At 71.9% G+C, this 25,885-nt stretch carries 22 protein-coding genes; 8 read left to right on the forward strand and 14 right to left on the reverse strand.

Annotation, left to right across the window (positions count from 1 at the left end; all coding sequences use genetic code 11):
• Positions 1-161 precede the first annotated feature (161 nt).
• Positions 162-857: a hypothetical protein gene (locus tag D7147_RS30600; RefSeq protein WP_120683944.1), complete on the forward strand. Its 696-nt coding sequence runs from the start codon at positions 162-164 to the stop codon at positions 855-857.
• A gap of 144 nt (positions 858-1,001) precedes the next feature.
• Positions 1,002-1,637 carry a DUF998 domain-containing protein gene (locus D7147_RS30605; protein ID WP_120683946.1) on the forward strand — a complete coding sequence of 212 codons (636 nt, stop codon included), beginning with the start codon at positions 1,002-1,004 and terminating at the stop codon, positions 1,635-1,637.
• Positions 1,638-1,883: 246 nt separating this feature from the next.
• On the opposite strand, the gene D7147_RS30610 is transcribed toward D7147_RS30605, so the two are convergent.
• The gene (locus tag D7147_RS30610) at positions 1,884-2,930 is read right to left on the reverse strand and encodes a S1 family peptidase (RefSeq protein WP_120683948.1); all 1,047 of its coding nucleotides are present in this window, start codon (positions 2,928-2,930) and stop codon (positions 1,884-1,886) included.
• A 251-nt stretch (positions 2,931-3,181) separates the two neighbouring features.
• Between D7147_RS30610 and D7147_RS30615 the strand changes: the two genes are divergently transcribed.
• A complete protein-coding gene (locus D7147_RS30615) occupies positions 3,182-4,012 on the forward strand; it encodes a GDSL-type esterase/lipase family protein (RefSeq protein WP_120683950.1) in 831 nt (276 codons plus the stop codon).
• Between the two features lie 133 nt (positions 4,013-4,145).
• On the opposite strand, the gene D7147_RS30620 is transcribed toward D7147_RS30615, so the two are convergent.
• Entirely contained in the window at positions 4,146-4,622 is a 477-nt protein-coding gene (locus D7147_RS30620; protein WP_120683952.1) for a winged helix-turn-helix transcriptional regulator, read from the reverse strand.
• Between the two features lie 55 nt (positions 4,623-4,677).
• Between D7147_RS30620 and D7147_RS30625 the strand changes: the two genes are divergently transcribed.
• On the forward strand, positions 4,678-5,193 hold the full coding sequence (locus tag D7147_RS30625) for a PaaI family thioesterase (RefSeq protein WP_120683954.1): 516 nt from the start codon (positions 4,678-4,680) through the stop codon (positions 5,191-5,193).
• A 190-nt stretch (positions 5,194-5,383) separates the two neighbouring features.
• Here D7147_RS30625 and hisS read toward each other — a convergent pair whose 3' ends face one another.
• A complete protein-coding gene (gene hisS, locus D7147_RS30630; RefSeq protein WP_120683956.1) occupies positions 5,384-6,712 on the reverse strand; it encodes a histidine--tRNA ligase in 1,329 nt (442 codons plus the stop codon).
• Between the two features lie 65 nt (positions 6,713-6,777).
• Complete coding sequence (locus D7147_RS30635; RefSeq protein WP_120683958.1) at positions 6,778-7,497, reverse strand: MBL fold metallo-hydrolase; 720 nt, start codon at positions 7,495-7,497, stop codon at positions 6,778-6,780.
• A 261-nt stretch (positions 7,498-7,758) separates the two neighbouring features.
• Here D7147_RS30635 and D7147_RS30640 point away from each other — a divergent pair, with 261 nt between their 5' ends.
• A complete protein-coding gene (locus D7147_RS30640) occupies positions 7,759-8,643 on the forward strand; it encodes a peptidylprolyl isomerase (RefSeq protein WP_120683960.1) in 885 nt (294 codons plus the stop codon).
• 63 nt (positions 8,644-8,706) lie between these two features.
• Complete coding sequence (locus D7147_RS30645; protein WP_120683962.1) at positions 8,707-9,546, forward strand: peptidylprolyl isomerase; 840 nt, start codon at positions 8,707-8,709, stop codon at positions 9,544-9,546.
• A gap of 268 nt (positions 9,547-9,814) precedes the next feature.
• Here the strand turns inward: D7147_RS30645 and D7147_RS30650 are convergent, their stop codons facing one another.
• From D7147_RS30650 to ruvC, 8 genes are all read right to left on the reverse strand, one after another.
• Positions 9,815-12,298, reverse strand: a complete 2,484-nt coding sequence (locus D7147_RS30650; RefSeq protein ID WP_407663404.1) for a RelA/SpoT family protein — start codon at positions 12,296-12,298, stop codon at positions 9,815-9,817.
• A gap of 169 nt (positions 12,299-12,467) precedes the next feature.
• Positions 12,468-13,034, reverse strand: a complete 567-nt coding sequence (locus tag D7147_RS30655) for an adenine phosphoribosyltransferase (RefSeq protein ID WP_120683966.1) — start codon at positions 13,032-13,034, stop codon at positions 12,468-12,470.
• A gap of 107 nt (positions 13,035-13,141) precedes the next feature.
• Complete coding sequence (secF, locus tag D7147_RS30660; protein WP_120683968.1) at positions 13,142-14,326, reverse strand: protein translocase subunit SecF; 1,185 nt, start codon at positions 14,324-14,326, stop codon at positions 13,142-13,144.
• Between the two features lies 1 nt (position 14,327).
• On the reverse strand, positions 14,328-16,250 hold the full coding sequence (gene secD / locus D7147_RS30665; protein ID WP_199734301.1) for a protein translocase subunit SecD: 1,923 nt from the start codon (positions 16,248-16,250) through the stop codon (positions 14,328-14,330).
• Between the two features lie 247 nt (positions 16,251-16,497).
• A complete protein-coding gene (gene yajC, locus D7147_RS30670) occupies positions 16,498-16,836 on the reverse strand; it encodes a preprotein translocase subunit YajC (RefSeq protein ID WP_120684014.1) in 339 nt (112 codons plus the stop codon).
• A 136-nt stretch (positions 16,837-16,972) separates the two neighbouring features.
• Entirely contained in the window at positions 16,973-18,037 is a 1,065-nt protein-coding gene (gene ruvB / locus D7147_RS30675; protein ID WP_120683972.1) for a Holliday junction branch migration DNA helicase RuvB, read from the reverse strand.
• Positions 18,034-18,636 (reverse strand): Holliday junction branch migration protein RuvA, encoded by a 603-nt coding sequence (gene ruvA, locus D7147_RS30680; protein WP_120683974.1) that lies wholly within the window; start codon positions 18,634-18,636, stop codon positions 18,034-18,036. Before ruvA ends, ruvB begins: the two co-directional genes overlap by 4 nt.
• Positions 18,633-19,160, reverse strand: a complete 528-nt coding sequence (gene ruvC, locus D7147_RS30685; protein ID WP_120683976.1) for a crossover junction endodeoxyribonuclease RuvC — start codon at positions 19,158-19,160, stop codon at positions 18,633-18,635. The genes ruvA and ruvC overlap by 4 nt, the downstream gene beginning before the upstream one ends.
• 261 nt (positions 19,161-19,421) lie before the next feature.
• Between ruvC and D7147_RS30690 the strand changes: the two genes are divergently transcribed.
• Positions 19,422-20,204, forward strand: a complete 783-nt coding sequence (locus D7147_RS30690; protein ID WP_120683978.1) for a 3-hydroxybutyrate dehydrogenase — start codon at positions 19,422-19,424, stop codon at positions 20,202-20,204.
• Positions 20,205-20,218: 14 nt separating this feature from the next.
• Positions 20,219-22,138 carry a helix-turn-helix domain-containing protein gene (locus D7147_RS30695; protein ID WP_120684016.1) on the forward strand — a complete coding sequence of 640 codons (1,920 nt, stop codon included), beginning with the start codon at positions 20,219-20,221 and terminating at the stop codon, positions 22,136-22,138.
• Positions 22,139-22,203: 65 nt separating this feature from the next.
• Here D7147_RS30695 and D7147_RS30700 read toward each other — a convergent pair whose 3' ends face one another.
• A complete protein-coding gene (locus D7147_RS30700; RefSeq protein ID WP_120683980.1) occupies positions 22,204-22,812 on the reverse strand; it encodes a TetR/AcrR family transcriptional regulator in 609 nt (202 codons plus the stop codon).
• Between the two features lie 11 nt (positions 22,813-22,823).
• Positions 22,824-24,392 carry an MFS transporter gene (locus tag D7147_RS30705; RefSeq protein WP_120683982.1) on the reverse strand — a complete coding sequence of 523 codons (1,569 nt, stop codon included), beginning with the start codon at positions 24,390-24,392 and terminating at the stop codon, positions 22,824-22,826.
• Positions 24,393-25,885 lie beyond the last annotated feature (1,493 nt).

Genomic DNA, 25,885 nt, shown 5'->3' on the forward strand with positions numbered 1-25,885 from the left:
GACGTAGCTATTGATCTCGCCCGACAGGCGCGCCTTTATCTCACAAACGCGTACTCGCCGCTATCACATTGGCGACAGTGATCACCGCTGCGTCCACTGGCCGTCCCGTGATGATAGAAACACCGTCGCGATGCGCCGGCCGACGACGAGCGGGGAGAGACGTGGCAACCGTCGACGAGGGACAGCCCACCGGCACCGACCCGGCTCCGGGCACGGGCCGCCCGCGCTGGGGAATTCTCCTGACAGCTGCGGCGACCGTCATCGGCCTCCTGATCGGCGGCGGCAGCTTGCTCCGGGATTACTTCGGCTGGGAAAGTTCGCCCGATGCGGTTGCGGCAAGCCCGACCGCCCACTTGAGCACGCCGACCGGCAGCACCGGCCCGGAGAACGGAGCGTCGAGCGGCACCGTGCCGCCCACCCGAACGGCGGGCACGCAACTTGCCGGCCTGCCGGCACAGGGCGGCGCGAGCAACCTGGTCGCCCTTCCCCGCGCGCTGGCCGGACGGCCCGGATACGAACGTTCCATCGTCGTGACCTGTCCGGAGAACACTCCCCGAGACCCGCACCACGAGGTGACATACGCGCTGCACCAGCGCTATCTGAACTTGACCGCCACGATCAGGCCGTACTCCCCCGAGGACCCGATGGCAAAGGTGTACGTCTCTGTCATCGTCGCCCAGAAACAGGACGACGGCACGGTCAACCGGATAACGCGCGGGGGCTCGGAGGCCCGGCAGGACTCGACGAATACCCTGTCGGCGAGTGTGGAGGGCGCCGACGAGGTCACCCTGCGCATCGACTGTGAACTCCCCACCACGCTGGTGGTGCTCTCCGACGCCATGATGACGGCGGCCTGAGCGCAGGCGGCGGCCCGGTCCCCGGCTGCTTTTCGCGATGTCACCGAGCTGGTGGGACAGCGGGACGCAACGACAGTACGAGCCATCGGGGGGCGAACCGGCGAACCCGAGCCGACGGAGCGCCGGGCCGATTACCGTGGCCGGATGCGGGCCGTACCCACGTGGGCCGTCGCCACCGCGGCGGCGGCGCCCGTGCTGCTCGCGACGGGCTGGACGGTGGCGGGCGCGCGGCAGCCCGCGGGGTACGACCCGGTCCGGGACACCATCAGCGAGCTGGCCGGGCCGGACGCCACCGATCCCTGGATCATGACTGGCGCGCTGCTGCTCTTCGGCTGCTGCTATCTGGCGATCGCCGCGGCGCTGCACTCGGCCGGCCTGCCCAGCCGCTTCCTGCTCGCCCTCGGCGGGGTGGCCACCATCGCGCTGATCGCCTTCCCCCGGCCGTCGGTCGGCGGTTCCCTCGGTCACGGCACCGTGGCGACCGTGGCGGTCCTCGCGCTGGCACTCTGGCCGGCCGGTACGGCGCTGTGGCTGCCGCGCGGGCCGGTCGTCGGACACCTGGCTCCCCCCGAGCCGCCCTGGGCGTTCCGCCGGGCGGTCGGGCTGAGCGTCACCGCGCTGCTGCTGGGCCTCGTCGGCTGGTTCGCGCTGGAGGTGAACGTCGGCTCCCGGACCGGGCTGGCCGAGCGGGTGACCGCGCTGGCCGTCGCGCTCTGGCCGTTGCTGGCGGTGCTCTCCGCCCGGCGGGCGCAGCTCGCCGCCAGGTCCAGCGCCCGCTGAGAGCACTCCGGCCCGCTGCTCGGGCCGCGCGCCCGACACCGCCGCTCGGGCCGCGCGCCGTGCGCCGCGCACCGCCGCTCGGGCCGCGCGCCGTGCGCCGCGCACCGCCGCTCGGGCCGGGCGCCGTGCGCCGCGCAGCGCCGCTCGGGCCGCGTGCCGTGCGCCGCGCAGCGCCGCTCGGGCCGCGGGCCGGAGACGCGACGCGGGCCGCCGGACGACTCCGGCGGCCCGCTGGCGAGATGACGGTCAGATGATGCTGACGCCGTAGACGCTCAGCGCCTCGGTGACCGGCTGGAAGTAGGTGGTGCCGCCGGTGCGGCAGTTACCGCTGCCGCCGGAGGTCAGGCCCAGCGCGGTGCTGCCGCTGAAGAGCGAGCCGCCGCTGTCGCCCGGCTCGGCGCAGACCGTGGTGCGGATCAGGCCGCGGACGGTGCCCTCCGGGTAGTTGACGGTGGCGTTGAGCGCGGTCACGGAGCCGCTGCGCAGGCCAGTGGTGCTGCCGGAGCGCTGCACGGACTGGCCGACGGAGGCGTTGCCCGCGCCGGTGACGTCCCGGTAGCTGCCGTTGTAGAGGTAGACGTTGCCGGTCGCGTTCGCCGAGTTGTTGTGCCGGACGATGCCGTAGTCGTTGCCCGGGAAGCTGGTCCCGGCGCGGGTGCCGAGCAGGCTGGTCTGGCTGGAGTTCGAGTACCAGCTCGCGGAGATGTTGGTGCAGTGTCCCGCGGTGAGGAAGTAGTAGGTGCTGCCGCTACGGACGTTGAAGCCCAGCGAGCAGCGGCCACCGCCACCGGCGTAGATGGCCTGGCCACCGGAGATGCGGGTGCTCAGCACGCCGGCCTCGGACTCGATCCGCAGCGCGCCGTTGGCCCGCGCCACGGCGGCCTTGACCCGGTCCAGCTTGGCGCCGGTCACGGTGGGGTCGACAGAGACGACGACCTGGTTGCTCACCGGGTCGTTCCACCAGGCGGTGCCCGGGATGCTCACACTGCGCTCCAGGTCGGAGGTGACCCGGGCCAGCTCGGCCGCGCCGCGCTCGACGAACTTCGGGGTCGCGCCGGCGGAGCGGACCTCGCGGGCGGCGGCCTCGTCGGTCACGGTGACGACCATCTTGCCGCTGGCGTCGGCGTACGCGCCGGCGGAGCGGGCGCCGAGCCGCTCGGAGAGGGTGGTGGCGGCGTCGGGGGAGGCGGCGGGGGCTGCCTGGGCCGGTGCGCCGATGAGCGAGCCGACGACCAGGGTTCCGGCCACGGCAATGGTGGCGGCGTGGCGGAGTGTGGACCTCGTGGGTCGCATTAACAACCTCCAAAGAGGGGGCGACGGCCCTCGCCGGGGGCGGCGGGGCCCGGAAGGGTCCGGCCGAACTGGGGGAACCGGCCGAACGCAATGAAGTATTCACATGCTTAAGATCCTTAACAAGAGCGCTCTCCGCCCATCTCCGCGGACCCGGGCGGCCGCCGACCGGCAGCATTGTGGACACAGATGGACATCTATACGATCTGGTCAGCGCACCGATACCCGTCGGCTACCGCGATCCGGAGGCCCCCATGTCCCCCTTCCGGCGCCTACTCGCCCCACTCGCCGCGCTCACCGCCCTCACCCTGCTTCCCGCCGCCCCGGCGGTCGCCGATCCCGGTCCGCCGCCGGGCTCGATGGCGAGCCTCGGCGACTCGATCACCCGTGGGTTCAACGCCTGCGGGTGGTACGTCGACTGCACCTCACGGTCGTTCAGCACCGGCGACAACTCCGCCGTCAACAGCCACTACCTGCGCGTGCGGGCGGTCGACCCGGCCATCAACGGCCACAACCACAACGACGCCCGCACCGGCGCGAAGTCCGCCGACATGTACGGACAGGCCGGCACCGCGGTCGGCCAGGGCGTCGACTACGTCACCATGTTGATCGGCGCCAACGACGCGTGCACCGGCTCGGAGTCGAGCATGACCCCGGTGAGCACGTTCCGAGCCAACATCGACTCGGCGCTGAACCGCCTCCGCACCGGGCTGCCCGACGCCCGGGTATTCGTGATCAGCATCCCGGACGTGCACCGGCTCTGGTCGGTCGGCAAGGGCAGCGGCAGCGCCCGTACGGCCTGGTCGCTCTTCGGCATCTGCCAGTCGCTGCTGGCCAACCCGACCTCCACCGCCCAGGCGGACGTCGACCGGCGCAACCGCGTACGCCAGCGGGTCGTCGACTACAACACGCAGCTCGCCCAGGCCTGCGCGGCGTACGGCCCGAACTGCGACTTCGACGGGAACGCCGTGTTCGGCTACCCGTTCACGCTGAACCAGCTCTCCGGCTGGGACTACTTCCACCCGAACGCCAGCGGCCAGCAGGTGCTGGCCACCATCTCCTACCCCGCCGGCTTCAACTGGTAGCCCACCCCACCCCACCCCACCCGTTGATCATGAAGTTAGCGGCGCAATCTGCCCGATTTGTCGCCGCTAACTTCATGATCAACGCAGCGGGACCGGGCGTGAGGGGCCCGGGACCGGGTGGGGTGGGGGTGGGTCAGGTGGATTGGGGGCGGGCGGCGGGGCCGGGGCGGGGGATCACGTCGCGGGGCTGATCCACCAGATGCCCCTGGTCGCAGCGCAGCTCGACGCGGACTTCGCCGCCGCAGTCCCGGTGCCCGACGCTCAGCGGCGCGCCGTCCGGGTCGGCGAGGTAGCGGTCTCCCCAGCCGAGCACCGCGACGAGCACCGGCCAGAGGTCCAGGCCCATCTCGGTGAGCCGGTACTCGTGTCGCACCCGGCTGCCCGGCTCCCGGTACGGCTCCCGGCGCAGGACCCCCCGTTCGACCAGGACCGCCAGGCGGTTGGTGAGGACCTGGCGCGGGATCTGGGTGCGTACCCGCATGTCGTCGAAGCGGCGGATGCCGCTGAACACCTCGCGGAGCACCACCAGGGTCCACTTCTCGCCGAGGATCTCCATCGCCCGGCCGATGGTGCAGTTCTCCACCGACCAGTCGAGCGCCGCGGGTCTCATGACGCCAGGCTAGGTCTCGTTGACAGACTCAGCAAGGCGCTGCCACCCTGAGTCCATGACGCAGACGCAGGACTCGACGCGCAGCCGCACCTTCTCCTGGTCCGACCCGGCGGTGAACGCCGCCGAGCTCGGCCGCCGCAGTGGTCTCGAGACGCTCCGCGCGACGTTCTCCGGCGAGCTGCCCCCGCCGCCGGTGAGCCGGCTGCTCGACATGTCCCGGATGACCGTCGACGAGGGACTCGTCACCGTCGAGATGGTGCCCCAGGAGTTCCACTACAACCCGCTCGGCAGCATCCACGGCGGAATCCTCTCCACCCTGCTGGACACGGCCGCCGGATGTGCCGTGCACAGCACCCTGCCGGCCGGCGTCGCCTACACCTCGCTGGATCTCAACGTGAAGTTCCTCCGCCCGGCCACCGTCGACTCCGGCACCCTCGTCTGCGTGGGCACCGTGCTGCAGCGCGGCCGGCGTACGGCGCTCGCCGAGGCGCGGATCACCGACGCCGACTCGCGCCTGATCGCCCACGCCACGAGCACCTGCCTGATCTTCCCGGTCACCCCCGCGCCCTGAGCCGGGCACGGCGATCTGGCCGGGCAGGACCGGGCCGGGCAGGACCGGGCCGGGCAGGACCGGGCCGGGCCGGGCGCGGCAGCGCGGACCGAGCCCGCGATCACGGCGGCCAGGCAGCCCGGCCAGCTGCGGACCACGGCCGCGTCCGGGCCCACGAGCGGCCCGCACGCGGCCATCACCGCTTTGCCGGTCAGCTCACCAGCGGCTTCAGGTCGACCGCCGGCGGCGTCCAGGCCTCGGCCGTCGCCGCCACCTGGTCGCCCGAGCGGATGTCCTTCACCTCGTCGCCGGCGCCGTCCGTGCCCGGGAACCAGACGTACGGGATCCGCCGCCGCTCGGCGTACCGGATCTGCTTGCCGAACTTCGCGGCGCTCGGCGACACCTCGGTCGGGATCCCCCGCCGACGCAGCGCCTCGGCGACCCGGTTGCTGGTCGCCCGCTGCTCCTCGTTGGTCACCGCGACCAGGACGGCGGTCGGCACGTCCCGCGAGATCTCCAGCGCGTCGGTGCCGAAGAGCAGGCCGAGCAGCCGGGTGACCCCGATCGAGATGCCCACGCCGGGGAAGCGGACCGCCCCGGAGCTGGCCAGGTTGTCGTACCGGCCGCCGGAGCAGATCGAGCCGTACCGCTCGTAGCCGCGCAGCTGGGTCTCGTAGACCGTCCCGGTGTAGTAGTCGAGGCCCCGGGCGATGCGCAGGTCGGCCACGCAGAGCCCCGGCGAGTGCTCGGCCGCGGTCTCCACCACCCGGACCAGCTCCTCGATTCCCTCGTCCAGCAGCGGGTCAGTGACCCCGAGGGCGCGCACCGCGTCGGCGAAGGACGCGTCCGGGGCGGAGATCTCGGCCAGCGCCAGGCACGCCTTCGCCTGCGCCTCGCTCGCCCCGGCGGTCTGGGCCAGCAGCTCCGCGACCTTCGCCGGGCCGATCTTGTCGAGCTTGTCGACCGCGCGCAGCGCCGCCTCCGGATCGGTCAACCCGATACCCCGGTAGAAGCCCTCGCAGATCTTGCGGTTGTTGACCTGGATCCGGACCTCGGGGATCGGCAGCGACCGCAGGGCGTCCCCGATCACCAGCGGCATCTCCGCCTCGTGGTGCGGAGCGAGGGTGTCCCGGTCGACGATGTCGATGTCGGCCTGGACGAACTCGCGGTAGCGCCCCTCCTGCGGCCGCTCCCCCCGCCACACCTTCTGGATCTGGTAGCGCCGGAACGGGAACTGCAGCTTGCCGGCGTTCTCCAGCACGTACCGGGCGAACGGCACGGTCAGATCGAAGTGCAGGCCGAGCGCGTCGTCGCCGGCCGGGCCCGCCTCGTCGTCGTGCAGCCGCCGGATCACGTAGACCTCCTTGGAGGTCTCCCCCTTGCGCAACAGCTGGTCGAGCGGCTCGACGGCACGGGTCTCCAGCGGGGCGAAGCCGTACAGCTCGAACGTGGCGCGGATCCGGTCGAGCACGTACTGCTCGATCATCCGCTGCGACGGCGACCACTCCGGGAAGCCGGAGATGGGCGTGGGCTTGCTCATGACGTACTCCTTGACTTCCGCGCGCCGCGCGGTCGGTCGGTGCCCGCGCCGGGCGCGGGGGCGGATCAGAGGCCTCGGGTGGGTACGGCCGGGCGCGCGTCGCCGGACCCCGCCGCCTCGATGAGGTACGGGTTGGTCGCGCGCTCGCGGCCGATCGTGGTGGTGGGGCCGTGGCCGGGCAGGACGACGGTCTCGTCGGCCAGCGGGAGGATCTTGTCCCGCAGGCTGGTGAGCATCGCCGGCATGCTGCCGCCCGGCAGGTCGGTGCGACCGATCGAGCCCGCGAAGAGCACGTCGCCGGAGAGGCAGATCTCCTCCGCCTCCCAGCGCGAGCCGGCGCCGGGCATCCGGAACAGCACCGACCCGCCGGTATGGCCCGGTGCGTGGTCGACAGTGATCTCCACGCCGGCCAGCGTCAGGGTGGCGCCGTCGGTCAGCTCGGCGACGTCCTCCGGCTCGGAGTAGGTCAACCGACCGCCGAAGAGCGCGGCGAGATCAGGGGAGAGACCCTTGGCCGGATCGGCGAGCAGCTCCCGGTCGCTCGGATGGACGTAGGCGGTGATGCCCCGCGCCCCGCAGACCGGCGCCACCGAGAAGGTGTGGTCGAGGTGGCCGTGGGTGAGCAGCACGGCGGCCGGGTGCAGGCGGTGCTCGGCGAGCACGGCGTCGAGCCGGTCGAGTACGCCGATGCCGGGGTCGACGACCACGCACTGCTCCCCCGGCGCCGTGGCCACCACGTAGCAGTTGGTGCCGAAGGCGTCGGCGGGAAAGCCGGCCACGAGCACGTCCGCTCCCCTTCCGTCGACATGAGGTCCGTCCCTGATCAGCCTAACCGGCGCCGCGCGGCATATTCGCCGGACCATCCGCCCCGCCGGTCCCGCCAGACACAGTGACGCGCTCCGATAAGCACAGCAAGGACCTCGTACACCACACACACAGCTCGTAGCCGTACACTCTGGCGAGCGTGTGGCGTGGCGCACTGCCCCACACGGGCGTGCAACGTCCACGGCGCCGGCGACGACCAGGGTAGAGGAAGGGGAGCACGGGTGGCTTCCAGCAGGGACCGGCAGCGCAAACTGGCACGGGCCAAGCTCGATCGCCAGATGGTCCGCCGGGCGGCGCGGGTCAAGCGACGGCGACAGATCCAGGCCGGTGTGGGCGCCGCCGTGGTGCTCGCGCTGATCGTGGTCGGTTCGGCCTGGGCGCTCGGAGCCTTCGACTCCGAGCCGAAGGAGAACACCGCCGCCGAAGAGGTCTGCCTCTGGACGCCTCAGGACGGCACCGCCAACGCCAGCCTCAAGGACGTCGGCACCCCGGAGACCACCGGCCTGCCCACCGACGGCACCCGGGCGATGACGGTCACCACCAACCAGGGTGCGCCGATCACCGCCGAACTCGACCTGGCCTCGGCCCCGTGCGCCGCGGCGAGCATCGCCCACCTGTCGAGCCGGTCGTTCTTCGACAACACCAAGTGCCACGAGATCATGGCCGAGGGCGCGCTGCGCTGCGGTGACCCGAGCGGCACCGGCCTGGGCGGCCCCACCTACTCGTTCTACAACGAGAACGTGCCGGACGTGCCGGAGCCGAGCCCGTCGGCCAGCCCGACCGAGAAGCGACCGCCGGCGTACCCGAAGGGCACGGTCGCGATGATCGCCAACCCGCCGGGCTCCAACGGCAGCCAGTTCCTGCTCTTCTTCAAGGACTACGCCCCCGACGAGGCGACCTACCCGATCATTGGCAAGGTCACCGGCGGCCTGGACGTCCTGGAGAAGATCGGCAAGCTCCCGACCGTGGACAATGGGGCCGGGGCCAAGGTCAAGCCCCAGACCGACGTGGTGATCCAGAGCCTCACCGTCGGCGAGCCGGCGACCGGCGCGCCGGTGGCGACGCCGTCCGGTTCGGTCGCCCCGCCCAGCCCGAACGCCGGCTGAGCGACCCCAGACCTCGCAACGGCACCCCACCGCGCCCCGACAGACAGTCCAGGAGGATCAGGCGTGACGTCCACCAGAGAGCGGCAGCGCGCGGCGGCACGCGCCCGGCTCGAGAAGGAGATGGCCGAGCGCGGGGCCCGGGCCCGCAGGCGCCGGCAGACCCAGGCGATCGTGGGGGCGAGTCTCGCCCTGCTGCTGGTGGTGGCCGGCACCGTCTGGCTCGCCACCAGCCTGGGCGGGGACGACGACGCCGCCGGCACCGACACGGCGGCACAGGACCTCGTCCAGTGTCCCTACGTCGAGATCCCCGCCGACCAGCGGACCAAGGAGATCAAGGACGTCGGGGTGCCGTCCAACCAGCAGTCGAACGTCGGCGTCCAGACGTTGACCCTCGACACGAACCTGGGCCCGATCACCGCCAAGGTCGACCGGTCCCTGGTGCCGTGCACCGCGGGCAGCTTCACCCACCTGGCGGAGAAGAACTTCTTCGACAACACCAAGTGCCACCGGCTCGTCACCGAGGGCATCCAGGTGCTCCAGTGCGGCGACCCGAGCGCGACCGGCACCGGGTGGCGGGAGACCGACGGCACCGGCGGGCCGAGCTACCGGATGGCCGAGGAGAATTTGCCGACCGACAAGCGGCCCCCGTACCCGGAGGGCGTGATCGCGATGGCGAAATCGCAACAGCCGGGCAGCACGGGCAGCCAGTTCTTCATCGTCTTCGGCGACTCGCCGCTGGACCCGGACTACACCGTGCTCGGCACCATCACCAGCGGGATGGACCTCGTCAAGGACGTGGCCAAGACCGGCGACGACGGTGCCTTCGCACAGCAGGCCGGTGGCGGTCACCCGAAGAAGGAGGTCGTCATCAAGAAGCTGACGATGAGCGCCCCGCAGAGCTGACCCGTACCCGTACCGCGAAGCGCCCGCCGGTTTCCCCGGCGGGCGCTTTCGTCTCCTGCCCCGCCCGGACACGGACGGGCAGCCGGGCCGGACGGGCGGCCGCGGCAGGCGGCGGGCGCCTTGATCGACTCGGGTTCCATGAAATCGGGGTGTCCTGACACGCGGACACCCCGACTTCCTTGAGGTCGAGTCGATCAAGGCGCCCGAAGGCCGGCCCACCGACCCAGCACTGGGCCGGACGCACTCACGGGCCCAGGACGGGGCCGGGTCAGGCGCCGGAGGTGACCCGGTAGGCGTCGAAGACGCCGTCGACCTTGCGAACCGTGGCCAGCAGGTGGCCGAGGTGCTTCGGGTCCGCCATCTCGAAGCTGAACCGGCTGACCGCCACCCGATCCCGGGTGGTGGTGACGGTGGCGGAGAGGATGTTGACCCGCTCGTCGGAGAGGACCCGGGTGACGTCGGCGAGCAGCTTGTGCCGGTCCAGCGCCTCGACCTGGATGGCCACCAGGAACGTCGAGGCGGAGGTGAGCTTCCAGCTGACCTCGACCACCCGCTCGCTCTGGGCCTTCAGGTCCTCGGCGTTCGCGCAGTCGTCCCGGTGCACGCTCACCCCGCCGGAGCGGGTGACGAAACCGAAGACCGCGTCCGGCGGCACCGGGGTGCAGCACCGGGCCAGCTTGATCCAGACGTCGCTGACGCCCCGGACGACCACGCCCGGGTCGTGGCTGCTCGCGCGGCTGCGCGGCGGGCGGGTCGCGACGGCGGTCTCGGCGATGTCCTCCGCCGCGCCCTCCTCGCCGCCGTACGAGGCCATCAGCTTCTGCACGACGGACTGGGCGCTGACCTGACTGTCACCGACCGCGGCGTAGAGCGAGGCGACGTCGGCCAGGTGCAGGTCCCGGGCGATCCCCATCAACGCGTCCGAGGTCAGCATCCGCTGCAACGGCATGCCCTGCTTACGCATCGCCTTGACGATCGCGTCCTTGCCGGCCTCGATCGCCTCCTCGCGCCGCTCCTTGTTGAAGTACTGGCGGATCTTCGTACGGGCCCGCGGGCTCTTGACGAAGCCGAGCCAGTCCTGCGTCGGGCCGGCGGTGTCGGACTTCGAGGTGAAGATCTCGATGACGTCGCCGTTGGAGAGCGTCGACTCCAGCGGCACCAGCTTGCCGTTGACCCGCGCCCCGATGCACTTGTGCCCGACCTCGGTGTGCACCGCGTACGCGAAGTCCACCGGCGTCGACCCCGTCGGCAGCGGGATGACGTCACCCTTCGGGGTGAAGACGTACACCTCCTGGCTGGACAGGTCGAAGCGCAGCGCGTCGAGGAACTCGCTCGGGTCGGCCGCCTCCCGCTGCCAGTCCAGCAGCTGACGCAGCCAGGTCATCTCGTCGATGTGCGCCGGCGGGCCGACCACCGGGACGCCCTTGTGCTCCTTGTACTTCCAGTGCGCGGCGATACCGAACTCGGCCGTGCGGTGCATCGCGTAGGTGCGGATCTGCATCTCCACCGGCTTGCCGGTGGGCCCGATGACCGTCGTGTGCAACGACTGGTACATGTTGAACTTGGGCATGGCGATGTAGTCCTTGAACCGGCCCGGCACCGGCTGCCAGTTCGCGTGGATGACGCCCAACGCCGCGTAGCAGTCGCGCACCGTGTCGACCAGGATCCGCACGCCGACCAGGTCGTAGATGTCGTTGAAGTCGCGACCCCGCACGATCATCTTCTGGTAGATCGAGTAGAGGTGCTTCGGCCGGCCGGTGGTCTCCGCCTTGATCTTGGCGGCCTTGAGGTCGGTGGAGACCTTCTGGGTGACCTGGCGCAGCAGCGCCTCCCGCTGCGGCTGGTGCTCCCCGATCAGCCGGTTGATCTCCTCGAACCGCTTCGGGAAGAGCGTGCCGAAGGCCAGATCCTCCAGCTCCCACTTGATCGTGTTCATACCCAGCCGGTGGGCCAGCGGGGCGAGGATCTCCAGCGTCTCCTTCGCCTTCTGCTCCTGCTTCGGGCGGGGCAGGAAGGTCAGGGTCCGCATGTTGTGCAGCCGGTCGGCCAGCTTGATCACCAGGACGCGCGGGTCCTTGGCCATCGCCACGACCATCTTGCGGATGGTCTCGGCCTTCGCCGCGTCACCCAACTTGACCTTGTCGAGCTTGGTGACGCCGTCGACGAGCAGCGCGACCTCGCCGCCGAAGTCGGCGCGCATCTGGTCGAGCGTGTACTCGGTGTCCTCGATCGTGTCGTGCAGCAGCGCGGCGACCAGCGTGGTCGTGTCCATCCCGAGGTTGGCCAGGATGGTGGAGACCGCCAGCGGGTGGGTGATGTACGGGTCGCCGGACTTGCGGTACTGCCCGGAGTGCCAGCGCGCCGCGGTGTCGAAGGCGCGCTGGAGCAGCCGCGCGTCGGCCTTCGGGTGGTTCTCCCGATGCATCGCGATGAGCGGCTCGAGCACCTCGCTGACCTGGGAGGTCTGCCAGGGCGCGTTGAACCGGGCCAACCGCGCCCGCACCCGACGCCCGGTGGGCGCGCTGGCCAGCGCGAACCCGGCGCTCGGCACCGGCTCCCCGTCGCCGCGGGCGGCGCTCAGGAGATCGGGACGGACCGCACCCGGGCCGTGCCCCTCGTCGGGGCCGGCCACGCCGGTGTCGGAACTCGTCACCCGGGCCGTCGCGTCACCGTTGCGGTCGGCAACCGAGCCGTCCGCGTCGCCTGTCGGGTGCACCGTGCCCTCCATCGGAGGGACGACATCGTGGGACACCGGCCTCCTCACCGCTCGCCGGGATCACGCCGACCGTACGGCCGGCCTGGTCGCGTACCGCCGGACGGATCACCGTCGGCGTCAGCAAAGGGCAATGCTACTCGCACAGACGGTGTCGTGCCGCTCCCGTCGGGCCGGCCGCGCCGCGTCACACCGGCGGCTGGAGCCGTCAAACGGTCAGCAGGGCATGGACCGGACGCGGGGCGAGCCGCCGCCGTCCACCCAATGCGGCGAGCTCCAGCAGCACGGTGAAGCCGGCGACCGTGCCGCCGGCCCGCTCCACCAGGTCGAGGGTCGCCGCCGCGGTGCCGCCCGTGGCGAGCACGTCGTCGACCACGAGCACCCGGTGCCCGGCCGTGAACGCGTCCTGGTGCACCTCGAGGGTCGCCTCGCCGTACTCCAGCGCGTACGAGGCCGAGTAGGCGGCTCGGGGCAGCTTGCCGGCCTTGCGTACCGGCACCACACCGACCCCGGTCGCGTACGCGATCGCCGCCGCCACCACGAACCCGCGCGCCTCGATGCCGACCACGGCGTCGAACGAGCCCCGCCCGTGGTGGGCCACGATCCCGTCGATCACCTGACGGAACACCGGACCGTCGGCGAAGAGCGGCATCAGGTCCTTGAAGACGATTCCGGGCTTGGGGAAGTCCGGCACGTCCAGCACCCGGCTGGCCACCAGGCGGGCGACGTCCGCGCCGCTGTCCCCGCGCGCCTCGATGTGGTGGGTCTCCGTCACGACAGGTCCCGTATCCCTTCCGACGACGACGGCGTCCTGCTTGCTGCTCGCACAGCATGCAGGACGCCGTCAGGTCGTTTCCTACCGGGTCGGCCCCGGCACGCCGGTCAGCGCCGCTTCGCGCCGCCCGGCCGGTTTCCGCCGCCGCCGGTCGGCCGCCCGCTCCGGGCGCCGGTCGGCCGCTTGCCCGCCGGACGCGCACCCACCTTCGGGGCGGCGCCGGCCAGCGCCGCGTCCTCCGCCTCGGTGGACTCGCCGCGACCCGCCGGACGCGGAGCGCCCTTCGGGCTCAGCTCGCCGCGGGCGATCGCGCCGCGCCGGGCCAGGACGCGCTTGTTGTGCGCCTGGATCCGCGGCTCGAAGTCCTTCAGCGTGCTCAGCACCGGGGTGGCGAAGAAGATCGACGAGTAGACCGCGATGAACATACCGACGAAGAGCACCAGGCCGAGGTCCTTCAGGGTGACCGCGCCGAGCGGAACACCGATGAAGAGCAGACCACCGACGGGCAGCAGCGCGACCAGACCGGTGTTGATCGACCGCATCAGGGTCTGGTTGATCGCGAGGTTCGCCGCCTCGCCGTACGTCTGGTTGTTGTTCGCCGTGATGCCTCGGGTGTTCTCCTGGACCTTGTCGAAGACCACGACGACGTCGTAGAGCGCGAAGCCCAGGATGGTGAGGAACCCGATGATCGTCGACGGCGTGACCTCGAACCCGACCACCGAGTAGACGCCGGCGGTGAGGACGAGGTTGAGCAGCAGCGAGGAGACCGCGCCGACCGCCATCCGCCACTCGAACCGGATGATCAGGTAGAGCATCACCAGCGCGATGAAGATGACCAGACCGAGCATGGCGCGCTCGGTGTACTGGCCGCCCCAGGCCGCGCTGACCTGGTTCGCGCTGATCTGGTCCTCGTTGAGGTTGAACTCCTGCGCCATCGCGACCTTGGCGGCGTTGGCCTCGTCGGAGCTCAGCACCGCGGTGCGGAACTCGTAGAACTCGCCGCCCGCGCCGCCGACGGTCTGGGCCGACTCGACCTCGGCGCCGCTGGCCTCGTTGCCGAGGATCCCGTTGACCCGGTCCTCGGTCTGGGTCAGCGTGCCGACGCTCGCCGGCACCTGGAAGGAGTTGCCGCCCTCGAACTCGATACCGAGGGTGAAGCCCCGGACGAAGAAGCTCAGCACCGCGGCGAGCACCAGCAGCCCGGCGATGGAGAACCAGAGCTTGCGCTTGCCGATGATGTCGAGACCGGCCTCGCCCCGGTAGAGGCGGGTGGCCAGACCGCTGTGGGCCATGTCAGGCCTCCTTCACACGGGACGGGCGGGTGGTGTTGCCCTCGGTCTCGGCGGTCCGCAGGACGCGGCCCAGACCGCTGACCCGCGGCGACAGGAATGCCTGCGTCCGCGCGAACATCGTCATGATCGGGTGCCGGAAGAGGAACACGACCACCAGGTCGAGCACCGTGGCCAGGCCGAGCGCGAAGGCGAAGCCCTTCACCGTGCCGACCGACACGATGTAGAGCACGACCGCCGCGAGGATCGAGATGGCGTTGGCCGAGATGATCGTCCGGCGGGCTCGGGCCCAGGCGCGCGGCACCGCGCTACGCGGGCTGCGCCCCTCTCGGATCTCGTCCTTCAATCGTTCGAAGTAGATGACGAACGAGTCCGCGGCGACACCTAGCGAGACGATGAAGCCGGCGATACCGGCGAGCGTCACGGTGAAGCCGATCGTCCGCCCGAGCACGATCAACGCGCCGAAGACCAGCAGCGCGGAGAGGAGCAGGCTCAGGAAGATGACCGAGCCGAGCAGGCGGTAGTAGAAGAACGCGTAGATGATGACCAGCAGCATGCCGATGCCGGCCGCGAGCAGACCGGCCCGCAGGTGGCTGGCGCCCAGGGTGGCGGAGACGTTCTGCTGCTCCTGCTGCTCGAAGGTCGCGGGCAGCGCGCCGTAGCGGAGCTGACCGGCCAGCGTGCTGGCGTCCTGCTGGGTGAAGCTGCCGGTGATCTGCGAGTCGCCGGTGAGGACGCCCTGGATCTCCGGCGAGGAGACGATCTCGTTGTCCAGCACCACGGCGACCCGGCACTTGCCGTCCTGCCCGAGGGCGGACGCGTCACAGGCGTTTCCGTCGTTGTTGAACGCCTCGCGGGTCAGGCCGGTCCACTTGTCCTGGCCGCCGCCGGTGAAGTTGAGGCTCACCACCCAGGCGTTGGTCTGGTCCATGACGGCGCTGGCGTCCTCGACGTCGGTGCCGAGCACCTTGGCCTGGTCGAGCAGGTACTTCGCGGCGCCACCCTCGCAGGCCACGGTCTGCTGCTTCGGGTCGGTGATCGAGCCCGGCGGACGCTTGTCGAGCTGCTCGCAGCTGATCGTCGGCACGTTGAACTGCGTCTGCGCCGGCAGGACGGCGATCTCCTGCGGGCTCAGCGTGCTGAACGGCTTGAGCTTGTCGGCCAGCGACGGGTCGGTGCTGAGGTCCGCCGGGGCCTGCAGGCCGCTGGCGGCCGCCCAGGCGGCGGCGCCGACCTTCTGCTCGACCGCCTTGCGCTGCTCCTCGACGCTCGCCGGGACCGGCTCCTCGGTGGCGCTCGCCGAGGGCGAGGCGGTCGGGGAGGCCGACGTCGACGGGGTGGGGCTCGCGCTGGTGCTCGGCGTGGGCGCCATGCCGCCCTGGCCGCCGGAGGACGAGGCGGTCACCTTCGGCGAGGCGCTCGTCGAGGGGGACGCGCTGCCCGACGGCGACGCGCTCCCCGACGGGTTCGGGCTGGCGCTGCCGGACGGGGTCGGCGCCGGCACCGGGGCCGTCACCACACCGCTGCCGTCGGCCGCCTTGAGCACCTTGCGGAAGCGCAGCTCGGCGGGGGTGCCCACGTCGGTCAGGTCGCGGTTCTCGCCGGGCAGGGAGATCACGATGTTCCGGTTGCCCTCGGTGACCACCTCGGCCTCGGCCACGCCGAACGCGTTGACCCGGTTCTCGATGATCTGGCGGGCCTCCTCGAGGTTCTCGGCCGTCGGCGCTCGGCCGTCGACGCTGTTCTTGGCCTCGAGTGTCAGCCGGGTACCGCCGACCAGGTCCAGGCCGAGCCGAGGCTCGAGCCGGTCCATGACGCTGCCCTTGGCGCCTCCCGCGAAGAACACCAGAAGATAGAGGACCACGAAGATGCCCGCCAGCACGGCCAACTGCCGGCCGGGGCGCATCTGTCCCTGAGGTGGTGCCACGGCTGTCCTGTCTCCCTGTAACGGTCGCGCCGCCGCACGGCGGCGACGGGGTCGGCCGGGGTCACCGGCCGACGGGTCCACCCGGGCCGCCTACAGGGCAGGCGGCACCGCGCTCCGGCGGACGGCGCGGGGCGCCGACCGGTCCGGAGCCGTGCCGACGCCCGGCGTCGACCCGACTATCCAGTTATCACGTCGTGATCCGCTGGCCCCGCCCTGGGCGGCCCCAGCCGCCCGGACGAGGGGCGGCTCACTCCTTGACCGTGTCCGCGTCCTCGGTGACCGGCGTCGCCGGAAGCTCGGCCCGGGTGACCACCCGGGCGATGGCCGGCCGGGCGTACCGGGTCTGCACGCCGGGGGCGACCTCGAGCAGGACCGTCTCGTCGTCGACTCCGGTGACCGTGCCGTAGAGACCGCCGATGGTGACCACCTCGTCGCCGGCGGAGAGCCCGGACTGCATGGACTGGGCTTCCTTACGGCGCCGCTGCTGCGGACGGATCATCATGAAGTACATGACGCCGAAGAGCAGAACGATCATCAGGATCGGCATCAGACTGCCGGACCCGCCTGCCGCTTGTGCGTAAAGCACGATGTTGACCTTCCCATTGGCCCCCACACCGAGCGCGAACGCCGGAGCGGAAGCGGATTCTCACATCCTGTACAGACCGCGGCGAGTCTAATCCCTGCACCTGGGAACGCCGAATGCGGCACAGATCACGTTCGGATCACGGCTGATCGGGCGCGCTCGAGAACAGATCGGGCACGGGAGGGGTATCGGCACCAAATGTACCATTCGGTGGCGTACGGCCCAGATGGCGCCAGGCGGCCTCGGTGGCCACCCGGCCCCGGGGCGTACGGGCCAGCAGACCGGCCCTGACCAGGAACGGCTCGCAGACCTCCTCGACCGTGTCCGGCTGCTCGCCCACCGCCACGGCCAGCGTGGAGAGGCCGACCGGGCCACCCCGGAACGAATCGACGAGCGCGGAGAGCACGGCCCGGTCCAGCCGGTCCAGACCGAGCGCGTCCACGTCGTAGACCGTCAGGGCCGCCCGAGCGGTCTCCAGGTTGACCACACCGTCGGCTCGTACCTCGGCGAAGTCCCGCACCCGGCGCAGCAGCCGGTTCGCGATCCGGGGCGTGCCCCGGGACCGCCCGGCGATCTCCACCGCGCCGTCGTCGGTGATCGGCACGCCGATGATCCGCGCGGAGCGGTGCAGCAGCGCCTCCAGGTCGGCCGGGGAGTAGAAGTCGAGATGCGCGACGAAGCCGAACCGGTCCCGCATCGGGCCGGTCAGCAGGCCCGACCGGGTGGTCGCGCCGACCAGCGTGAACGGCTCGACGTCGAGCGGGATCGCGGTGGCCCCCGGCCCCTTGCCGACCACCACGTCGACCCGGAAGTCCTCCATGGCGCTGTAGAGCAGCTCCTCGGCCGGCTTCGCGATCCGGTGGATCTCGTCGATGAAGAGCACGTCGCCCTCGGCGAGGCTGGTGAGGATCGCCGCCAGGTCGCCGGAGCGCTCGATCGCGGGGCCGCTGGTGACCCGGATGCCCGAGCCCAGCTCGGCGGCGACGATGTTGGCCAACGTGGTCTTACCCAAGCCAGGCGGTCCCGACAAGAGGATGTGGTCCGGCGGGCTGCCGCGCCGCATCGCGCCCTTGAGCAGCAGGTCGAGCTGGTCGCGGACCCGATGCTGGGCGATGAACTCCGCCAGCCGCTTCGGCCGTACGCTGGCCTCGGCGTCGAGCTCCGCCTCGTCGACGTAGGCCGAGACCAGGCCGTCGCCCGTCATCGGGTCCGGCCCAGCAGCCGGATGGCCTGCTTGAGCAGGACCGGCACGGGCGGGGTCGGACCGTCGATCGTCTCGGCGACCGCCGCCACGGCCTGGTCGGCCTGCGGGGCGGTCCAGCCGAGCCCGACGAGCGCCTGACGCACCTGGTCGGGCCAGGCGCCGCCGGTGACCCCGGCGGCGCCGTCCACGCCCACCGGCACCGGGCCGATCCGGTCGCGCAGCTCCAGCACCAGCCGCTCGGCGCCCTTCTTGCCGATGCCGGGCACCCGGGTCAGAGCCGCCGTGTCGGCGTTGGCGATCGCCTTGCGTACGGCGTCGGGGGTGTGCACCGCGAGCACCGCCTGGGCCAGCCGGGGCCCGACCCCGCTGGCGGTCTGCAGCAGCTCGAAGAGCTGCTTGGCGTCGTCGTCGGCGAAGCCGTAGAGGGTGAGCGAGTCCTCCCGGACGACGAGGCTGGTGGCGAGCCGGGCCGGCTCACCGACCCGCAGCTCGGCCAGGGTGGCCGGCGCACAGTGCACCGCCAGCCCCACCCCGCCGACCTCGATGACGGCCTGGTCGGGCCCGGTCGCGGTCACCACGCCGCGCACGCTGGCGATCATCTGACTCCTCCTCGTCTGGCCCGGTCGGCCGCGGCGGCCAGCTTCGAGCGCGTACCGCCGCGCCAGATGTGGCAGATGGCCAGCGCCAGCGCGTCGGCGGCGTCGGCCGGTCGGGGCGGCTCGGGCAGCCGCAGCAGCCGGGTGACCATGGCGGTGATCTGCGCCTTGTCGGCCTGACCGGAGCCGGTCACGGCCGCCTTCACCTCGCTCGGGGTGTACGTCTGCACGGGCAGCCCGGCGCGCGCCCCGGCGAGCACGGCGATCCCGCTGGCCTGGGCGGTGCCCATCACCGTGCGGACGTTGTGCTGGCTGAACACCCGCTCCACCGCCACACTCTCCGGCCGGTGCTCGGCCACCAGGTCGGTGAGGGAGCGGTCCAGGTGCAGCAGGCGGATCGGCAGGTCGTCGGCCGGGTCGGTGTAGACCACGTAGTAGGCGACCAGGGTGCACTGGCGCCCCGGCATCCCCTCGACCACGCCGACCCCGCACCGGGTCAGCCCCGGGTCGACGCCGAGCACCCGCACGCCGCCTCCTCCCCCAAACCGCCAGCAGTACGTGTGTTCGACACCCTACCGATGGGCGGTAACAGCAGCCCCACCGGACACGCCGGCACCGGAGGTCGCCCCCGTCACGCGCGGACCGGGGTGGCCCGCGGCGGTGTCCCGTCCCTGGGAGACCCCGACTTCACGAAGTTCGAGTGCACCCTCTCCCCACACACCTTGGGGACCGAGTATGTGTCGCCGCCCCATGTGCGCCCGACCACACAGCTCGTAACTTTGTGCGCCATGACGGCAGAACCCGTGGCGGTCCCCCACGTCGTGAACGTCGACCTGACCGGTCGGACCGCCCTGGTCACCGGGGGCGGCAGCGGCATCGGCCGGGCCTGCGCCCTCCGGTTGGCGGCGGCCGGGGCGGCCGTGCTGGTGGTGGACCGCAACGTCGAGGCCGCGAAGGCGGTGGCCGCGGAGGCCGGCGGCCGGGCCGAGGGGATCGACCTGGCGGACGCCGAGGCGGTGGACCGGCTCGACACCGATGTGGACATCGTGCTGAACAACGCCGGGCTGCAACACGTCGCCCCGCTGCCGGACTTCCCCGCCGAACGCTTCGCGTACCTGCACCGGGTCATGGTGGAGGCGCCGTTCCTGATCATCCGGCGGGCCCTGCCGCACATGTACGACCGGGGCTGGGGACGGATCATCAACATCTCCTCGGTGCACGGTCTGCGTGCCTCGCCGTACAAGGCCGCGTACGTCTCCGCCAAGCACGCCCTGGAGGGGCTGTCGAAGGTGGTCGCGCTGGAGGGGGCCGCGCACGGGGTCACCGCCAACTGCATCAACCCGTCGTACGTACGCACCGCCCTCGTGGAGAGCCAGATCGCCGACCAGGCGGCCACCCACGGCATCCCCGAGTCCGAGGTGATCGAGAAGATCATGCTGGCCCGCGCGGCGATCAAGCGGCTGATCGAGCCGGAGGAGGTCGCCGAACTGGTCGCGTACCTCTGCACCGCGCCCGCGGCCTTCATCACCGGCGCGTCGATCGCCCTCGACGGGGGCTGGACGGCGAACTAGTGGTGCGCAGCACAATGGGCGTCATGTCCTCGCCGGTGGAGTTCCTCGAACTGCTCGCCCGGGAAGCGGCGGCTGTCGAGTTCGAGGGACCGCTGGTGGCGGCCCGCGCCGCCGGTCTCCCCGCCGACCAGCTCGCCGAGCTGGAGCAGGCGAAGACCGTGGCGCTGCGGGTACGCGCGCTGCTGGAGCGGCGGCGTCGCCGCGAGACCGAGCTCTCCGGCCTGTACGACACGGCCAGCGACCTGGCCGGCCTGCGCGACCTGGACGACGTGCTGCGGGCCATCGTGCACCGGGCGCGGAACCTGCTCGGCGCCGACGTCGCGTACATGACGCTCAACGACGACGAGCGCGGCGACACCTACATGCGGGTCACCGACGGCTCGGTCTCCGCCCGGTTCCAGCGGCTGCGGCTGCCGATGGGCGCGGGCCTCGGCGGGCTGGTGGCCCAGTCCGGCGCGCCGTACGTCACCGCGAACTACGCCGAGGACGAGCGCTTCCACCACACCGGTGAGATCGACGCCGGTGTACGCGAGGAGGGGCTGGTCGCCATCCTCGGTGTGCCGCTGCGCCTCGGCTCGACCTCGATCGGCGTGCTCTACTCGGCCAACCGCTCGGCCCGGCCGTTCGCCCGGGAGGAGGTCGCCCTGCTGGTCTCCCTCGCGGCGCACGCGGCGGTGGCGATCGACACCGCGCGGCTGCTCACCGAGACCCGCTCGGCGCTGGCCGAGCTCTCCGCGGCGAACACCACCATCCGGGCGCACAGCAGCTCCGTGGAGCGGGCGGCCGCCGCGCACGACCGGATGACCGCGCTGGTGTTGCGTGGCGGCGGCGTGGAGGACGTCGCGGCGGCCGTGACGGAGGTGCTCGGCGGGGCGCTGCTGGCGCTGGACGCCGAGGGCCGGCTGCTGGCCCGGGTCGGCGAGATCGACGAACCCGAACGGTCGGACATCGTGGAGGCCGTCGCCGCGTCCCGCACGGAGGGGCGCAGCGTACGCCGGGGTTCGCTCTGGTACGCCGCAGTGGTCGCCGGGGCGGAGAACCTCGGTGCGCTGGTGCTACGCCCCGACGAGGAGCTGGTCGACGCCGATCAGCGGATCCTGGAGCGGGCGGCGCTGGTGACCGCGCTGCTGCTGCTGTTCCGGCGTACCGCCGCCGAGGCGGAGGGCCGGGTCCGGGGCGAGTTGCTCGACGATCTGATCGCCCGGCCGCTGCGGGACACCGACGCCCTGCGCAGCCGCGCCCGCCGACTCAACGTGGACCTGGACGCGCCGCACGTGCTCGTGGCCGTCGGCGACGACGCGATCGCCGCCACCGGCTCGGCGCGGCAGCGGGTGCTCTCCTGGGCCACCACGTACGCCTCGACCCGGGGCGGCCTGGCCGCGGCGCGCGACGGTCGGGTGGTGCTGATGCTCCCCGGCCAGGACGCCGGCGGCGCGGCCCGGGCGGTGGCCCGCGACCTGTCCCGGGTGACCGGCCGGCCGATCACCGCCGGAGCGAGCGGCCCGACCACCGGGCCGGCCGCGCTCGCCACCGCGTTCCGGGAGGCCGACCGCTGCCTCACGGCGCTCGTCGCGCTGGGCCGGGCCGGTCAGGGCGCGAGCACTGCCGAGCTGGGCTTCGTGGGCCTGCTGCTGGGCGCGGTCGGGAACGGCGGCGACCGGGACGTGGAGGGCTTCCTCACCGCGACCGTGGGTCCGGTGGTCGACTACGACGCGCGGCGCGGCACAGCGCTCATCCGGACGCTGGAGGCGTACTTCGGGGTGGGCGGCAGCCTGGCCCGCGCCGCCGAGCAGCTGCACGTGCACGTGAACACGGTGACCCAGCGGTTGGAGCGGGTCGGGCAGCTGCTCGGCGGGGACTGGCAGCGGCCCGACCGGGCGTTGGAGGTGCAGCTCGCGCTCCGCCTGCACCGGCTGCGCTCCCCCGGCCGCTGAGGCCGACCCCGCACCGGTCGCCAGACGCGGGTGTGCCAGGCGCGGTGCGCCGGGCACGGCCCGGCTCAGCGGGCCCGGATGCCCTCCAGCACTCCGTCGACCACCCGCTCGGGCAGCGCGTCGTCGTCCAGCTCGGGATGCCAGCGCAGCACGCGCTGGATCAGCATCGGCCCGGTCAGTAGCGCCAGCGCCAGCTCGACGTCGAGGTCGGCGCGGAGCTCGCCGGTCCGTATGCCGCGCTCCAGTACCTCACGCAGCCGGGCCCGCCGCGGCTCGACGATGCCCTGGTAGAGCTCGTAGCGGTCCTGGTTGCGGTTCACCTCGGGCAGCAGGCAGGACATGATCTTCTCGCTCCGCGGGTCGGTGTTGCGGCCGACGGCGCCGAGCAGCAGCACGAGGTCCTCCCGGACCGAGCGGCCGATCGGCGTCGGCGGGGTGCCCTTGAGAATGACCAGGGCGTCGCGCAGCAGCGCGTCCTTGCCCGACCAGCGGCGGTAGATCGTCGCCTTGCCCACGCCCGCACGGCTGGCGATCGCCTCGATCGAGAGCGTTTCGATCTTGGCGCCCTCGGCGAGCAGGTCGAGGGTGGCCTCGATGATCGCCTCGTCGGCGCGGGTGCTCCGCGGTCGCCCGGGCGACCGCGGAGCCTCGGCTTGCGACGTCATGTCGGACATTGTCGCCGAACCTATGCGGTGCCGGCCAACTCCGGTTCGGTGGTGGTGACCTCCCGAACCGGGGCCGAGGCCGATCGACCCGGCAGCCAACGCGCCGCGACGACGATGCCGAGCGCGGCGATCAGCGCGGAGAGCGCCGCCGCCCAGTGCATGGCGGTGATGAAGGAGTCGTTCGCCGCCGCGAGCACCTTCGGCGCCACCGGCCCGAGCTCACCCGCCGCCGCGTACGCCCCGGAGATGGACTCCGTCGCGGCGTCCCGGGCCTGGGCCGGCAGGCCGTTCAGGGCCGGCTCGACGTCGCCGCGGTAGACGGCCGACAGCACCGAACCCAGCACCGCCACGCCGAGCGCGCCACCCACCTGCCGGATCGTGTTGCTGATCGCCGAACCGACACCGGCCTTCTCCCGGGGCAGCGACGACATGATCGACTCGGTGGCGGGCGGCATGATGTTGGCCATCCCGACGCCCTGGATGAAGTAGAAGATCAGCACGATCCAGATCGGGGTCTTCGCGTCGATGAAGGCGAACGCCGCCAGCGAGATCACGGTCAGCGTCAGACCGACCACCGCGACCGCCTTGCCGCCGTACCGGCGGACCATCGCCGCGCTACGCGGGGCGAAGATCAGCTGGGCGCCGGCGAAGGGCAGGAAGAGCAGGCCGGTCTCCAGCGGGGTGTAGCCCCGTACCAACTGCAGGTAGAACGAGCCGAAGAACATCACGCCCATCGCGGCGAAGAAGATCAGGCCGATGATGGCGACCGGCCCCGCGAACTGCGGCACCTTGAAGAGCCGGACGTCCAGCGACGGGTGGCTGCTGCGCCGCTCGACCGCGATGAACCAGGCGAGCACCGCCACGCCGCCCAGGATCGCCACCCACACCAGCGGCCGGCCGAAGCCGTGCTCGCCGCCGTCGATGATGCCGTACGTCAGCCCGACGAGACCGACGACGGACAGCAGCACGCCGAAGACGTCGATCCGGCCCGGCTTCGGGTCCCGCGACTCGGGCACCAGGAGTGCCACGAGGATCACGCCGACCACGATGACCGGGACGTTGATCAGGAAGACCGAGCCCCACCAAAAGTTCTCCAGCAGCGCTCCGCCGAGCACCGGGCCGATCGCCACGGCGAGACCGACGGCGCCGGCCCAGACGCCGATCGCCCGGCCCCGCTCCCGCGGGTCGAAGACGTTCGAGATGATCGAGAGCGTCGCGGGCATGATCGCCGCGCCACCGATACCCATCAGGGCGCGGGCCGCGACCAGCTGTCCGGGGCTCTGCGCGTACGCCGAAGCCAGCGACGACAGACCGAAGACCACCAGCCCGATCAGCAGGAAGCGCTTCCGGCCGGCGCGGTCCCCCAGCACGCCGAAGGTGAAGAGCAGCCCGGCGAAGACCAGGGTGTACGAGTTGATCGCCCACTCCAGCTGGCCCTGACTGGCGCCCAGACCGTGCACCGGGTCGGCAAGCGTACGCAGCGCGACGTTGAGAATCGTGTTGTCGAGGACCACCACGAGGAGGCTGATCACCAGCACCCCGAGGATCGCCCACCTCCTCGGGTGGCCCGTGTTGTCGCGGATCTCCATGTCCGTCATTCCCCCCGGTTAGTTCCCGCACAAATACGATACGGGCCATACTCGAAACGCCCGTCAGCCTACGACGCCGATTAACGATACGGAACCGATCCGTATCGTTAGTGTCCCGCGTCACGGCCCGCACCGGGTTTCCAATCCCGGCAACTCTCGACCCCGGAACGCCACCACCCGCCCAGCGAGGGCCCACAGAACCGACATCTGACACTGATCGCCCGCTGGGCCGGTGATCGACTCGGCTTCCTCGATGTCGGGGTGTCCTGGCCGCGTAATGCCCCGACTTCATGGAACCCGAGTCGATCACCGGCATTGCCTGGGCTGATTGGCGAACGGTGTCCGGTTTGCGGCCCGCACGGGCCCTCGAATGGACCTTCGCGCGGACTCAGGCCGGCATCCCCGCGCAGAGCCCGGTCGCTGGGCAACTACCCGCCGCCCCCAGGCGCGCAACCCGGACACATCGCGTTCATCGCCCCGTGTGTACCGATGATCGACTCGGTTTTCTTGATGTCGGGCTGTCCCGTCCGCGTGATGCCCCGACTTCGTCCGCACCGGCCCTCGAACGGACCTTCGCGCGGATCGGGCGGCACCCCCGGGCAGGGCCCGGCGCTCGGCACTACCCGCCGCACCCAGGCACGCAAACCGGACACATCGCGATCATCGCCCCGTGCGCGCCATGATCGACTCGGCTTCCTTGATGTCGGGCTGTCCCGGCCGCGCGATGCCCCGACTTCAAGGACCCCGAGTCGACCTTGAAGCCGACCGCTCGGCCCGCGACCGAACCGCGGCGAGCCAACTTGAGGGGGCGGGCCGGCGTCCCGGGCAGAATTGGTCGCCGCGCTGGAGCACCGCCCCGGCGGCCCCCAAACCGGATAAATCGCCCCGATCACCCAAGTGCGCCAATGATCGACTCGGTTTCCTTGATGTCGGGCTGTCCCGGTCGCGTGATGCCCCGACTTCAAGGACCCCGAGTCGATCACGGGTCGCGCCTAGGGTGAATGGCGCGCAATGTCCGGTCCTCGGCCAGCGCGGTCTGGGACGCGGCCACCCACGCTGGGCGGTTCCGGGCGGTTTGGGGTGTGACCGGCGGCATCCTCAGGCCGGAATCGTGGCCGGGCCGCGGGCGTTGAACACCCCCGACGGCCGAGGTAGCAGCCCCGCCCGATGGCCCGTCCGCCCGGACTGAGCCGCGAGGCTCCCCGGGAATGACAGTGGCCGGCCGGTCGTTGAACCCGGTCCCGCCGCACAACCCCTCAGGTCGCAGCGGACCACGGTCACCAAGCCCCCCGGGCACGTCGCCGGGAATGATGGCGGGCCGTCGACCGTTGAACACCGTCCCGGCGCGGTGAAGCCCCCCGCTTCGCCCCGGGACACCGGGCCCCGCGAACCCCCTCTCGCGGAAGCGCCCACTCAGACTTTCCCCCCTTTCTGTGAAGCGCCCGAGCGTGGCGCTGACCTGCACACCCCCCCCGGGTGTGGGTCATCACCCC

Origin of the sequence: Micromonospora musae (assembly GCF_003626545.1) — a bacterium.
Taxonomy (GTDB): Bacteria; Actinomycetota; Actinomycetes; order Mycobacteriales; family Micromonosporaceae; genus Micromonospora; species Micromonospora musae.